Genomic DNA, 13,108 nt, shown 5'->3' with positions numbered 1-13,108 from the left:
TATGTCGTCAAGTCGAAAAACATCGCGTCTTAATGCGAAATCAAACATTGCTTCACTATCTGTTCAGCCATATCCCAACTCAAAAAAAACATACATCAACGGATCGCGTCCAGACATCCGTGTACCTATGCGAGAAATATCTCTTGCGGACAGCCTCATTGGAGGTTCGAAGGAGTCTCCGCTGTATGCATCGAACGAGCCTATACAAGTTTATGACACGTCAGGTTCATACACTGACTCAAGCCATAATGTGAATGTCTATTCTGGTCTACCTAAGGTAAGAGATGCGTGGATAGAAGAGCGTGCTGATACTGAGCTCTTAGAAGGTGTTAGTTCAGTCTACTCGAAAGGGCGACTAGAAGATGAAACACTGAATGATCTGAGATATGGGAACTTGCCAAGTATACGCCGTGCCGCAGCAAACCAGTGTGTGACACAATTGCATTACGCACGTAAAGGCATTATCACCCCAGAGATGGAATTCATTGCGATTCGAGAAAACATGGGCCGACAGAAATTCTCTGATGGCCAGTTAAATCACCAACATGCAGGGCACAGCTTTGGTGCTAACTTACCCAAAGAAATCACACCTGAATTTGTGCGTAAAGAGGTTGCTGAAGGTCGAGCGATTATTCCTTCAAATATCAACCACCCAGAATCCGAGCCAATGATCATTGGTCGAAACTTTCTTGTTAAGGTAAACGCCAATATAGGTAACTCATCAGTGAGTTCATCGATAGAAGAAGAAGTTGAAAAACTGATTTGGGCAACTCGATGGGGGGCTGATACTGTCATGGATCTCTCCACTGGTCGAAACATTCATGAGACACGTGAATGGATACTAAGAAACAGCCCTGTACCTATTGGCACCGTTCCAATGTACCAAGCGCTAGAAAAAGTGAATGGCATTGCTGAAAACCTTAATTGGGAGGTGATGCGGGATACATTAATTGAGCAAGCTGAGCAGGGCGTTGATTACTTCACCATCCATGCGGGTTTGCTTCTTCGTTATGTGCCTATGACCGCTAAACGTGTTACAGGCATTGTTTCGCGCGGTGGTTCAATCATCGCTAAGTGGTGTTTAGCGCATCATCAGGAGAGTTTCCTCTATACTCATTTTCGTGAAATTTGCGAGATTTGCGCCAAGTACGATGTTGCTCTTTCTCTCGGAGATGGTTTACGACCGGGTTCTATCGCTGATGCAAATGATGAAGCACAGTTCTCTGAATTAAAAACATTAGGTGAGTTAACTAAAGTTGCATGGGAATACGATGTACAAGTAATTATTGAAGGCCCCGGACACATTCCAATGCACATGATTAAAGAGAATATGGACGTGCAATTGGAGCACTGTCATGAAGCGCCATTTTATACATTGGGGCCACTGACTACTGACATTGCACCAGGTTATGATCACATCACTTCAGGTATTGGTGCTGCAATGATAGGTTGGTATGGCTGTGCGATGCTCTGTTATGTCACCCCGAAGGAACACCTTGGTCTACCAAATAAAGAAGATGTCAAAACAGGGATGATTACTTACAAGCTTGCCGCACATGCTGCCGATCTTGCTAAGGGGCATCCTGGGGCTCAAATTCGTGATAACGCGTTATCGAAAGCTCGATTCGAATTTCGCTGGGAAGATCAGTTTAACCTAGCACTCGATCCCGAAACCGCACGAGCATTTCATGACGAAACCTTACCCCAAGAGTCGGGAAAAGTAGCGCATTTCTGTTCAATGTGCGGCCCTAAATTTTGCTCGATGAAGATATCTCAAGAAGTCCGAGAATATGCGAAAGACACCAAGCAGGTAGCGGCAGATCAAGCAATTGACATCAAGATGCTGAATGATCCTTTAGAAGGCATGCGTCAAAAATCACACGAGTTTCTATCTTCAGGTTCTGAGTTGTATCACCCTATATCTTCAGCTCAACCTAAACCAAGTATGAACGTGATTGTGGAGGAGGAGTAAGCATGAAATTGCAAATTCCTGCTCAGCACGTTGAGTTAACAGGGAAGGTGCAGCGATGTTTGCTGATAGCTGAACAGCATGGGTTTAGCATTGGGGATATCGAGTTGGGTGTTAGCCAAACTCGTGCCTTCCGACTTTTATCCGATGATACGAATGTTGAATTTGCTTTAGCGAGTGCTTTGAAGGCTGAAGAAAGAGCAACTCATATACTCAAATTTGTGTTGGATTACGACTCGCAACCATCGTTGTTTGACGCAACGAATCTTCTCGCCGAAAAGCCATCTGTCATATTTATTGGTAGTTTTCACGAAAATCATGCTGTTGATATTTGGCGATGTGGCGATGAAACTCGCAGTCAAATCACTTCTGATAAACAAAAAGACTTGCGTGATGAAAGCCAAGGAACTCATTCTACTTTGGAAAGTCACCTCGCTTGGTTGATTACATCGTTATGTTTAGGCTTTCCAATTGAAGACGCGCTTGTTCTGGCGAGAGCGAGTATCTCCGTAAAAACAGATTCAGATGTTTATGATGTTTCACGTGAAACATGGCCAGTCGATTTTAGTAGCTTTCCTGTACCTGCTTTGATGCCGAGTAAGCTCAATGCTGAACTGAAACCATCACAAGCTGATACATTGCACCAGTCTCAATCTATCTCACCTATAGTTTTTAAGGCATTGAGTAAAGATAGTTTAGGTTTGTACCCGGTCGTGAGTAATGCCGAATGGATTGAAAAGTTACTATTACTTGGTATTAAAACCATTCAACTCAGAGTTAAAGACCCATCAACGGCCGATTTAGAAGAGCAGATCGTTCAAGCTATTCGACTCGGAGAAAAATATCAGGCTCAGGTATTCATCAATGACTATTGGGAGCTGGCTATCAAGCATGGCGCTTTTGGTGTGCACTTAGGACAAGAGGACATCGAAACTGCCGACTTACAGAAGATTGCCACAAGCGGAATGTGTTTAGGCGTTTCCACGCACGGGTATCATGAACTGCTCCGAATTAGCCAACTGTCACCAAGTTACATTGCGCTAGGGCATATTTTCCCAACCACGACGAAACAAATGCCATCTAAACCTCAAGGCCTTACGAGGTTGAAACTGTATCAAGGTTTGATTAATCAGATGAATGACAACTCTCAGAAGTCCGGTATACCGACAGTAGCGATTGGTGGTATTGATTTATCGACCGCAAACATGGTCTGGTCGTGTGGGGTTTCAAGCCTAGCGGTGGTTCGAGCGATAACCCTATCAACGAATCCAAAGGAAACCATTGCAGACTTCAACAATATTATGAATGCGAACCATGAGCGTACAGAGGAGGTTTTATGCTAAGTCCTTCTCTTACTGACCAACAATTTTTACGCTATCAGCGACAGATATCACTGTCTGAGATACAAGAAATAGGGCAATCAAAATTAAATAAAGCGTCAGTACTTATTGTGGGATGTGGTGGCTTGGGTTCTGCTTCAGCCCTTTATCTCTCAGCTTCTGGGGTAGGACAACTCGTCATCGCAGATAGTGATGCGGTCGAGAGTTCTAATTTACAACGACAGGTCATCTATCAAGAGAAGGATATTGGCAGTCAGAAAGTCATCGCGATGAAGCGCCAACTATCGGCATTGAACTCTGATACTAATGTTCGGAGTGTGGATGCTCTTCTTAATGGTCAGCAATTGGATATAGAAGTGATGATGGCGGATATCGTCGTCGATTGCAGTGATAATATAGAAACTAGACAGGCAATAAACCTGGCTTGTTATCAGCATAAAACGCCACTGGTATCAGGTTCTGCGATTGGTTGGAAAGGGCAGTTAACAACATTTAGCTATCAAAAAGGTACCCCTTGCTATCACTGCTTGTTTCCCTATCAGAACCTCCCTCAAGCCAGTCGCTGCAATGAACTGGGGATTATGGGGCCAGTGGTTGGCGTCATAGGCAACCTTCAAGCACTGCAAGTCATCAAGTTGCTTACTCAGCCTTGCCGAATCAATTCCGGAGAAATACACCTGTTTGATGGACAGGAGCTGAGCTGGGAAACATTAACTTTCAGCCAAGACTCCGATTGCTCTGTTTGCCAAGTGACAACTCAGTCAGTTCAACAACATCATATAAAGGAATAATAAGTTGATGATCAATCTAACACTCAATAATAGGCCAATCACTATTGAGTCATGCCAGACACTTGCTTGGCTGCTTAATGATCTAGGTTTGAAGACGGAAGGCTGCGCGGTTGCTGTGAATGAGAGCATTATTGCAAAGTCACAATGGCAGCATTTCACATTTAATGACGGTGATTCAATCTCGCTGTTTCAAGCTATTGCTGGAGGTTAATAATGCTTACGATTGCAGGAAAAAAATTTCGTTCTCGTCTTTTTACCGGAACTGGAAAATTCGCAAGTAATGAATTGATGACGCAAGCGATACTCCAATCTGAATCTGAGTTGGCAACTATAGCGCTTAAAAGAGTCGATATTAATGACCAGTCAGACAATATTCTCCAGCCATTGGCGCAGTCTGGAATTAACCTTCTCCCCAACACTTCGGGAGCTAAAACCGCGCGGGATGCCGTTTATGCTGCTCATCTTGCAAGAGAGGCTCTTGGTACAAACTGGTTAAAGTTGGAGATACACCCAGATCCGAAATATCTAATGCCAGATCCTATTGAAACATTGAAGGCCGCAGAGCAACTCGTCGATGATGGATTTGTTGTGCTGCCTTACTGCCATGCCGATCCTGTATTGTGTAAGCGGCTTGAAGAAGTAGGTTGTGCAGCTGTCATGCCGTTAGGATCGCCAATAGGGTCGAATAAAGGGATCGCATCGAAGGATTTTCTGGAGATTATTATTGATCAAGCAAACGTACCTGTTGTGGTAGACGCTGGCATTGGCGCTCCATCTCATGCCGCGCTGGCGATGGAAATGGGTGCGGATGCTGTTCTTGTGAATACCGCTATTGCTTCCTCCCCAAATCCTATCCAGATGGCAATCGCATTTAAGCTGGCAGTAGAGTCAGGTCGTTTGGCTTATGAATCAGGTCTGGCAGGAGTTGTGAAGCAAGCTGTTGGGTCAAGTCCATTAACCTCGTTTCTAGATTCAGTTTAGGGGCGATGATGAGCTTTATTGATGAATTTAAAAAACTGAAGTGGGATGACGTCAGACTGTCTATTTATGCTAAGACCGCTGCCGATGTTGAGCTGGCGTTGAGTAAACCGAAATGTACATTAGAGGACTTTAAAGCCTTAATCTCTCCTGCTGCGGAACCTTACTTAGAGCAGATGGCACAACGGTCACAGGCTATGACTCGGAAGAGATTTGGTAATACTGTCTCCTTCTATATACCTCTTTACCTGTCAAACTTATGTGCGAATGCATGTACTTATTGTGGGTTCTCCATGGAGAATCGAATAAAGCGTAAAACACTCGATAGCAAAGAGATAGCTGAAGAGGTTGAAGCGATTAAGCAGATGAATTTCGATAGTGTCCTGTTAGTGACGGGAGAGCATGAATCGAAAGTTGGGATGAGTTATTTTCGCAAAACATTACCTGAGATTAAAGAGCGATTTAGCTATGTGGCAATGGAAGTTCAACCGCTAGAGTGGCAACAATATGTTGAGCTCAAATCTCTGGGCTTAGATGCTGTCATGGTATACCAAGAAACCTATCACCCTAGCACCTATTCACAACACCATCTTCGAGGAAACAAAACCGACTTTCAGTTTAGGCTTGAAACGCCAGATCGGCTTTCAAAGGCTGGCATAGATAAAGTGGGTATTGGTGCATTGATTGGTTTAGAAGAGTGGAGGACGGACTGTTTCTTTACTGCTACTCATTTGGAGTATCTGGAGAGAAAATACTGGAAAACTCGCTACTCAATTTCATTTCCTCGATTAAGGCCATGTGAAGGAGCATTGCAACCAAAGTCTGTGATGACAGATAAACAGCTGGTTCAATTAATATGTGCGTATCGAATACTGAACCCTGAAGTGGAGCTTTCTCTATCGACGCGGGAATCCGCAGTGTTTAGAGATAATGTTATCCCTCTGGGTATTACCAGTATTTCAGCCGCTTCAAAAACACAGCCGGGAGGCTATGCGAACCCGGCAGTGGAGTTGGAGCAATTTTCTATCAATGATGAACGCAGTGCCGAAGAGGTTGCCGAATCAGTGCGGTCTATTGGGCTTGAGCCGGTTTGGAAGGATTGGGATAAAGCTTATTCAGGCTGATGAAAGGTTCACTAATCTTGATTCTCCAAAAGGTTTCACGTGAAACATAAGAGCCCCAAGCGATTACTCATTTGGGGCTTTTTACATATTGGTGTGAGTGGTTAACCGTTGTTATGGCTTAATGGTGCCGTTGCTTGTTTTAGCCACTGTTTCACATCACCTTCAACCAGAGGGCTCACTTCATCCCATACTATTTGATGGTACTGGTTAAGCCATGCCAGTTCAGGACGAGTCAACATATCGACATTAATGTTTCGTTTGTCGATTGGACAGCGAGTTAAAGACTCAAATGCAAGAACAGAGAAGTCACCTTGTGTTTCAACTTCCTGTACTAACTCTAGGTTTTCAATTCGAATACCAAACTCTTCAGCTCGGTAGTAACCAGGCTCATTAGAAAGGACCATGCCTTTCAATAACGCTACGGGTATCATTTTTTTAGAAATACTTTGTGGGCCTTCGTGAACACTTAAGAAGTGTCCAACACCGTGACCAGTGCCGTGATCGTAATCGTATCCATTTGCCCATAAGTGTTGACGAGCTAATACATCAAGGTGGCAACCAAATGTCCCTTTAGGGAAGCGAGCACGAGCGATACCAATATGGCCCTTTAGTACTAAAGTAAACTGTTGAATCATTTCAGCAGTAGGTTGGCCAATCGCAATAGTACGTGTGATATCTGTTGTACCATCTAAGTACTGGCCACCTGAATCAACCAAATACAAGGTGTTCATTTCTAGTTGACCTGGTTCAGGTTGATTCTCATGATTGTAATGACACATTGCCGCGTTGCCGCCAGCAGCCGAAATCGTATCGAAACTTAAATCCATTAATGTTGGGTCTTGTTGGCGAAAGCTTTGAACTTTATCTGCTAGCTCAGCTTCGTTATGCAGTTTGCCTGCTGCTACTTCAGCATCAATCCAAGATAGGAATTTTGCCATCGCTGCACCATCACGAATGTGACAAGCTTTCATTCCCGCAATCTCAACATCATTTTTTTGTGCTTTCGGTAGCAGGCATGGGTCGGCAGCTTCAATGATAATGGCATCGGCATTTTGCAGAGCAAGGGTAAACCAAGCATTACTGGTCGCAGGATCCACGCAGACATGTTTGCCTTTTAAACCATCAAGGTAATGCTTAAGGTTATCTGGGTGGTGGACACGAACATCAGAACCAACATGTTCGATGAACTCACTGACAACGCGTGCAGGGTCTAAAAAGAAATCTACACTCGCATCGCGGTGAATAATGGCATGTGAGAGCAAGACCGGTAGTCGAGAAACATCAAGACCACGAATATTCAAAAGCCAGCAGATCGAATCAAGCTCGGTTAGAACGGCAGCATCCGCTTGGTTGCTTTCAATAATGGCAGCAATCTCTTTGCGTTTAGATTGGCAAGATTGGCCCACTTTATCGGTTGGCATTAAACGCATCTCAGATACAACAGGTTGCGGTCTGTCTTTCCATGCTAACTCTATCGGATTCTCATCAATGGCCGATAGGGCGTAATTTGAACCTAATTGAGATTGTGCTGATTTCATCCAAGCAGCGGTATGCATTCGAGGGTCAAATGCAATGCGGCTTCCATGAGGAAGGCTGTCCGTAATCCAGTTTAGAGCTGGCTCATCAATCAAGTGACGATATTCAAATAATTCAGCGGGTACTTGCTTACGAACTTGAACGGTATAGCGGCCATCGACAAAAATAGCGGATTTTTCTTTGGTGATAACCGCCGCGCCAGCAGATCCTGTAAAGCCTGTTAGCCAATGAAGTCGTTCATTATGAGCGGGTACGTATTCACCTAAATACTCATCTTCGTGAGGAACGATAATTGCGTCGAAGTCATTGGCAATCAGCCATCCACGAATGGCATCCACTCGTTCAGAAATCATGTTTTGCATTTCTCTTTATCCTTATTGGTAGGAGTCCCTTACTCTCGCTCCTGTCATGCAAGCGCATTTGGACTATTAGGACAATAAGCTAGCGCTTTTACTCTCTGGCTGCAATTGCTCAGCATGATATTTATCTAAGATGTAAGGTTTTATCTTTGATTATATTTCGTAGCCAGTTTAATGCGGGGTCATTCTCTCTGTCTCTATGCCAAAATAGAGTGTATGCCATAGGAGGGAATTCCATCGGTAGAGGCAGAACCACTAGATCCATCTGTTTGGCTATCCAATCGTTGAAATGACTTGGTGCGGTGAAGATAAAATCAGTATAGGTACATAAGCTCGCAGCACTATTGAAGTCGGGAACCGTGATGGCAATATCACGCTCTTTGCCAATATCAGCTAAGCGATAGTCAAGAAGCCAACGATCGTTACCATCGCATCGAACTTGTACATGACGAAGGGATAAGTAATTCGCCATGTTCCAGGGTTGCTGAAGTATTGGATGATCTCGACGAACAATGCATTTTTGTTCATCACGATAGATCTCCTGCTCACAAATATTACTTGGAGGCAGCATGGTGAGCTTGGCATCATTGATATCGATATCCTTACCCGTGATACCAAAATCCAATTCACCAATTTGCAGCTTACTGAAAGTATCTTCTGCCCATGAATGGGTGCTGATGTTGATGTTCGGTGCTTGCTTGAAAATGGCGGGCAAGAAATGGGGAAGTATCAGCGGATAGACACTTTCCACTGCCGCAATATGAAATCGATATTCACTGGTTGCGGGCTCGAAACTTTCCGGTTGAGTGATGAGCTCCAGTTGGTTTATCAATATGTCGAGCTTAGGCTTCAAGAATAATGATTTTGGTGTTGGCCTTAATCCGTGCGCATGTCGAATGAAAAGAGGGTCATCAAATTGCTCTCTTAGCTTTGCCAGTGATTTACTGACCGCGGATTGGCTTAAACATAAACGGTGGGCCGATCTCGTTACACTGAGCTCCTCAATAAGGACATTGAGACAAACCAACAAGTTGAGATCAATTCGCGCCAACTTTCCTAAATCCATAATCAAATTTCCATTTTGGAATAATACGCATGAGTATATGCCATTATGATTCATATCTGTAATTCTCTATGATGGCGGCACATTCGACATGATTGGAGAGAGTCGTGCAAAACCTGACCCCACAAAGAAACAGCAAAATGCAAATGGCATTACTGACAATGTTAGTGCTTTTTAGTCCGTTAGCGATTGATATCTATTTACCAGCACTACCTCTGATCTCAGAAACGTTTCACGTGGAACACGCTCTTTCACAAGACACAATCACATATTTCTTATTTGCGATGGGTATTGGTCAGCTGTTTGCTGGGCCTTTGGCAGATAAAATAGGACGTCGAACTGTTGCATTAGGGGGAATTAGTATCTACGCGATGAGTGCTTGCTTGGCGTGGGCCGCTCAAAGCATAGAGTGGATGCTAGTCGCTCGGCTGCTACAAGGCTTCGGTGCGTGCGCGACATCGGTAGCAGCATTTGCAACAGTTCGCGACATTTTTGGACCGAAGAAAAGTGGAAAAATGATCAGCTACCTAAATGGCGCGATCTGCTTTATTCCTGCTTTGGCTCCAATTCTTGGCAGTTGGTTAACTCAGCAATTTGGTTGGCGCTCCAACTTCAGCTTCATGGCGGGCTTTGCTGTTCTTGCTGGTTTGGCTATTTTGTTGAAGATGAAAGAGACGAACCCTGCAACAGAAAAGCAGGCGGTATTTAAGCTTTCTCGTTATTGGGCTGTATTGAAAACACCAACATTTATCTTCCACGCTTCTCTGTGCATGTTAGCGATGTCAGTGATCCTTGCTTACGTTACCTCTGCTCCTGTTGTGCTCATGGAGCAACTTGGACTAAGCATGAATGAGTTTACGTATTGGTTTGGTATTAATGCGGCAATTAATATTGCAGCGGCTTTCTCTGCTCCAAAATTTATGGACAAATTTGGTACCCATAAAACGTTATTGGTTGGAATATCAACGTTAACTATTGCTGGTCTCGTGATGTTCTTGCTTGCGGAACAAGCGACAGCCTTCTCATTTATGTTTCCAATTTTCATGTCTTCTGTTGGTTTTGCTTGGATTTTAGGCGCATCAGCAGGCAAAGCTCTCGAACCGTTTGGGGATAAAGCTGGAACTGCGGCGGCACTGCTAGGTCTGTTTCAAATGAGTGGTTCTGGTTTTATTGTTGGCTCAATGCAAAGGTTATCACTAGAACCGCAAATGATGATTGCCCTGCAAATGTGGCTCATTGCACCTGCATTGTTGATTCTATTTTCTAAAGCTGGTCGTGATTGGCATTATGCTGAAGCTTAGTGATGACGAGCGGCAATTATCCTTATATTGGTTGTTTTCCTAATACGTAAACAAGTGTATATTTGTCGTTCAAATAATCGTGTCTCACACAGCGGAAACTAGAAACTAATGTCGTTAACAACCTATGAAATGGCTCGCGTCCTAGAGCAAATGGAAGAGTCGCCTGAAAAGGTTATGTTCGGTAAGTTACTCAGTGAATTAGGCAATCAAAGCGAAGAGCGTATTCGTAGCGCAGCTAAGCAAGTGCCACTTCATACACTGCGCGATATCATTTATCAATTTCAGCAAGTGGCTGAATCTCGCAAAGGTGAGCAGGTTGGTTTGTTAGCGAAAGAGCTAGCAGAACAAGGTATTTCTGCTGACGAATTGAAAGATTTTATTGAGCAATCAAAGCGAAAATAACGCTTATCTGAATAAAATAAAAAAGCGCGATCATTATGGTCGCGCTTTTTTTAGGTCTGTGTCATGGGTTAGCGAGTCAGCTTCATCTTTAGATACTTGTCAGCAGAAAGCGGACCTGGGCCCCATACCACTACAATTAAAATCATCAATCCCCATAATTGGTGATCAAAGAAACCTTGCTCCCATAGAACAGGATAAGACACCACGGCGATAATGTTGAATACAAATAGAATGGCCGCCATTGGTCGAGTGAGTAATCCCAATGCTAAAAAGATGGGGAGGATCAATTCTGCAGCGGTTCCCATATAAGCCGCAATTTCCCAAGGTAACAGTGGAACTTGATATTCCAACTCGAAGAGATACAGCGTGCTATCCCAAGTCGCGATTTTTGTGAGTCCTGAATTGAAGAATACCCACGCGACCCAGAGTCGGCAAAAGAGCAGCAATAATGGGACGAAACCACATTGAGCCTTTGCGACTAAATCATCGTATATTTCTATCCATCTTGATATTGAATTGAGCATAATGGTTATCCTTATTATTGTGTGGCTGTTCTACTCGCTTGCTAACAAATCAAATCCCGTGATGGAGGATAGGGCAACTAAGTTATTTAGCTGCGAGAGAGAGTCGGGAGAGATTTGTCCCAAAGGTAGCCCCGCTTTTAAATCTAAAACAAGCTGGTAGCTCATCTCTGAAAGTGGTGAGAGTTGAATTTCACCTTGAGCGTTGCACCACATCATTCCAGATTGTGGGGTGTGTATTTCTAGTCCATCAAAATCATTTTTTTGGATAGCATCATGAAGAGAAAAAAGCGCATAGCAGGAATTGAAACTGATCAGTGACGGCTCAAGCTGCAATTGAATATTGGGCTGTTGCTGTTCTGAAATACTCGCGAGTTGCTCAAGCGTATGAGTAGGATGTGAACATGAGATCGCAAAGCGTTGCTGAGTAATATCGATGCTCCATTCGAAACGAGCCACTTCAGGCAAATAGGGCGCGGCCTCTATTACCGTAGAAAACTGAGTGATTGTGGAATCAAAACCTTGACCATAGGCAGTGACATCTCCTTCTAATAATGGATTAGTTAGGACATGCTGACGCGCGAGCTGCTGAAAACATTCATCACCGACAAGAGCAAATACCATCGGATAGGTAGCTTCAAGTACTTCACTTAAGCTGATAATGAAATTATTACGATAGATCTGAATACGCTGTTGTGAGGTAAAGTGATCGCTATTGATGTCACAATCATCACCTGAAGAGTGGTGATTCAGAGCATTGGCAAAATTATGCTGAATTTCAGCTAATGAAAGATTCATGACACCTTCCTTGATTCCTGCTGGTGGAAAAGGATCTGACTCGCTTTCGTGGCTTCATCTAACAACACTTGTGGTTCTGGAATGTCTAAATCCCACTCAATTAAGGTGTGACGCTCTCCGTGCTGGGTTGTCCATGAATTAAAGAGTGCCCACACTTCATCATTGACTGGCTTACTGTGAGTATCTATCCATATTTCACCTTGCTCTAATTGTTTGATGGTGAAGCCTGCAAGATGGATCTCATCAACAGCATGTGCAGGTATTCCTTCTAGATAAGTGTCACAACTAAAGCCATGATTGAAAGCGGAGACATGGATGTTGTTGAAATCGAGAAGCAGTCGGCAATCGGTTCTTTTTTGCACTTCACTCAGAAAATCCCACTCACTAATGGTTGAGTGGTTGAACTTCAAATAACTGGAAGGATTTTCGATAAGCAGTGGACGCTTAATTGAATCTTGCACTTCAAGTACATTACGGCAAAAAACCTGTAACGCCTCTTCTGTGTATGGCAATGGAAGGAGATCATTAAAGTAGTGGCCGCCATTTTCGCTCCAACTCAAATGATCTGAAACTAAAATTGGATCCACTTCTGAAATAAGCGCATTAAGTTGAGCAAGGTGTGTCGAACTTACCCTTGATACAGAACCGAGAGAAAGGCCAATGCCATGACAACTTATTTGATGGTTTTGCAAAATGGAACGTAGGCTCTGTCGAGCGATTGAGTTTGGTTGAAAGTAATTTTCACTGTGTATTTCTAGCCAAGTCAGTTGCTCATGGTGCTGTTCAAAGTAGTTAAGGTGAGGCATTCGCAAACCAACCCCAACTTTTGGATGAAAAAGAGGTGAATTCACAGTGTTGGCTCTCCTAATTCTATCGTGAACTTAACGTGTTAAATTTAAAGGAGTATTACGTTGAGCGGTAATACT

General features: G+C 43.7%; 13 protein-coding genes. 8 read left to right on the top strand and 5 right to left on the bottom strand.

Annotated features, from left to right (window positions below):
- Position 1 precedes the first annotated feature (1 nt).
- The 6 genes from thiC to thiH are packed head-to-tail and all read left to right on the top strand — an operon-like array spanning position 2 to position 6,202.
- Positions 2-1,972 (top strand): phosphomethylpyrimidine synthase ThiC, encoded by a 1,971-nt coding sequence (gene thiC, locus OCV39_RS14190; protein WP_261888661.1) that lies wholly within the window; start codon positions 2-4, stop codon positions 1,970-1,972.
- Positions 1,973-1,974: 2 nt separating this feature from the next.
- Positions 1,975-3,312 carry a thiamine phosphate synthase gene (locus tag OCV39_RS14185; protein ID WP_261888660.1) on the top strand — a complete coding sequence of 446 codons (1,338 nt, stop codon included), beginning with the start codon at positions 1,975-1,977 and terminating at the stop codon, positions 3,310-3,312.
- Positions 3,306-4,100 (top strand): HesA/MoeB/ThiF family protein, encoded by a 795-nt coding sequence (locus OCV39_RS14180; RefSeq protein WP_171757489.1) that lies wholly within the window; start codon positions 3,306-3,308, stop codon positions 4,098-4,100. The genes OCV39_RS14185 and OCV39_RS14180 overlap by 7 nt, the downstream gene beginning before the upstream one ends.
- Positions 4,101-4,107: 7 nt before the next feature.
- The gene (thiS, locus tag OCV39_RS14175; RefSeq protein ID WP_171757488.1) at positions 4,108-4,311 is read left to right on the top strand and encodes a sulfur carrier protein ThiS; all 204 of its coding nucleotides are present in this window, start codon (positions 4,108-4,110) and stop codon (positions 4,309-4,311) included.
- A 2-nt stretch (positions 4,312-4,313) separates the two neighbouring features.
- Positions 4,314-5,081: a thiazole synthase gene (locus OCV39_RS14170; protein ID WP_261888659.1), complete on the top strand. Its 768-nt coding sequence runs from the start codon at positions 4,314-4,316 to the stop codon at positions 5,079-5,081.
- A gap of 8 nt (positions 5,082-5,089) precedes the next feature.
- Entirely contained in the window at positions 5,090-6,202 is a 1,113-nt protein-coding gene (gene thiH, locus OCV39_RS14165) for a 2-iminoacetate synthase ThiH (RefSeq protein ID WP_261889525.1), read from the top strand.
- Positions 6,203-6,303: 101 nt separating this feature from the next.
- Here thiH and OCV39_RS14160 read toward each other — a convergent pair whose 3' ends face one another.
- Positions 6,304-8,100: an aminopeptidase P family protein gene (locus OCV39_RS14160; RefSeq protein ID WP_261888658.1), complete on the bottom strand. Its 1,797-nt coding sequence runs from the start codon at positions 8,098-8,100 to the stop codon at positions 6,304-6,306.
- 121 nt (positions 8,101-8,221) lie between these two features.
- Positions 8,222-9,163 (bottom strand): LysR family transcriptional regulator, encoded by a 942-nt coding sequence (locus OCV39_RS14155; RefSeq protein ID WP_261888657.1) that lies wholly within the window; start codon positions 9,161-9,163, stop codon positions 8,222-8,224.
- 137 nt (positions 9,164-9,300) lie between these two features.
- On the opposite strand from OCV39_RS14155, the gene OCV39_RS14150 reads away from it, so the two are divergent.
- Together OCV39_RS14150 and tsrA are read left to right on the top strand one after the other, a co-directional pair.
- The gene (locus OCV39_RS14150) at positions 9,301-10,461 is read left to right on the top strand and encodes a multidrug effflux MFS transporter (RefSeq protein ID WP_113797027.1); all 1,161 of its coding nucleotides are present in this window, start codon (positions 9,301-9,303) and stop codon (positions 10,459-10,461) included.
- Positions 10,462-10,569: 108 nt separating this feature from the next.
- Entirely contained in the window at positions 10,570-10,863 is a 294-nt protein-coding gene (gene tsrA, locus OCV39_RS14145) for an H-NS-like global regulator TsrA (protein ID WP_017054347.1), read from the top strand.
- Between the two features lie 68 nt (positions 10,864-10,931).
- Here tsrA and OCV39_RS14140 read toward each other — a convergent pair whose 3' ends face one another.
- From OCV39_RS14140 to bufB, 3 genes are read right to left on the bottom strand one after another with little or no spacing between them, the layout of a single operon-like run.
- Positions 10,932-11,387 (bottom strand): DoxX family protein, encoded by a 456-nt coding sequence (locus OCV39_RS14140; RefSeq protein WP_171757485.1) that lies wholly within the window; start codon positions 11,385-11,387, stop codon positions 10,932-10,934.
- Positions 11,388-11,417: 30 nt separating this feature from the next.
- Entirely contained in the window at positions 11,418-12,182 is a 765-nt protein-coding gene (locus OCV39_RS14135) for an HvfC/BufC N-terminal domain-containing protein (protein WP_261888656.1), read from the bottom strand.
- Positions 12,179-13,033 carry an MNIO family bufferin maturase gene (bufB, locus tag OCV39_RS14130; protein WP_261888655.1) on the bottom strand — a complete coding sequence of 285 codons (855 nt, stop codon included), beginning with the start codon at positions 13,031-13,033 and terminating at the stop codon, positions 12,179-12,181. The genes OCV39_RS14135 and bufB overlap by 4 nt, the downstream gene beginning before the upstream one ends.
- Positions 13,034-13,108 lie beyond the last annotated feature (75 nt).

This window comes from Vibrio cortegadensis (assembly GCF_024347395.1).
GTDB classification, from domain to species: Bacteria; Pseudomonadota; Gammaproteobacteria; order Enterobacterales; family Vibrionaceae; genus Vibrio; species Vibrio cortegadensis.
Note: the sequence above shows the minus strand (reverse complement) of the source record. Positions and strands in the feature narration are given on the sequence as shown.

Excerpts from the sequence above, each read along its gene's own strand:
- thiC (WP_261888661.1), top strand. The coding sequence starts at position 2 with ATGTCGTCAAGTCGAAAAACATCGCGTCTTAATGCGAAATCAAACATT.
- OCV39_RS14185 (WP_261888660.1), top strand. The coding sequence starts at position 1,975 with ATGAAATTGCAAATTCCTGCTCAGCACGTTGAGTTAACAGGGAAGGTG.
- OCV39_RS14180 (WP_171757489.1), top strand. The coding sequence starts at position 3,306 with ATGCTAAGTCCTTCTCTTACTGACCAACAATTTTTACGCTATCAGCGA.
- thiS (WP_171757488.1), top strand. The coding sequence starts at position 4,108 with ATGATCAATCTAACACTCAATAATAGGCCAATCACTATTGAGTCATGC.
- OCV39_RS14170 (WP_261888659.1), top strand. The coding sequence starts at position 4,314 with ATGCTTACGATTGCAGGAAAAAAATTTCGTTCTCGTCTTTTTACCGGA.
- thiH (WP_261889525.1), top strand. The coding sequence starts at position 5,090 with ATGAGCTTTATTGATGAATTTAAAAAACTGAAGTGGGATGACGTCAGA.
- OCV39_RS14160 (WP_261888658.1), bottom strand. The coding sequence starts at position 8,100 with ATGCAAAACATGATTTCTGAACGAGTGGATGCCATTCGTGGATGGCTG.
- OCV39_RS14155 (WP_261888657.1), bottom strand. The coding sequence starts at position 9,163 with ATGGATTTAGGAAAGTTGGCGCGAATTGATCTCAACTTGTTGGTTTGT.
- OCV39_RS14150 (WP_113797027.1), top strand. The coding sequence starts at position 9,301 with ATGCAAATGGCATTACTGACAATGTTAGTGCTTTTTAGTCCGTTAGCG.
- tsrA (WP_017054347.1), top strand. The coding sequence starts at position 10,570 with ATGTCGTTAACAACCTATGAAATGGCTCGCGTCCTAGAGCAAATGGAA.
- OCV39_RS14140 (WP_171757485.1), bottom strand. The coding sequence starts at position 11,387 with ATGCTCAATTCAATATCAAGATGGATAGAAATATACGATGATTTAGTC.
- OCV39_RS14135 (WP_261888656.1), bottom strand. The coding sequence starts at position 12,182 with ATGAATCTTTCATTAGCTGAAATTCAGCATAATTTTGCCAATGCTCTG.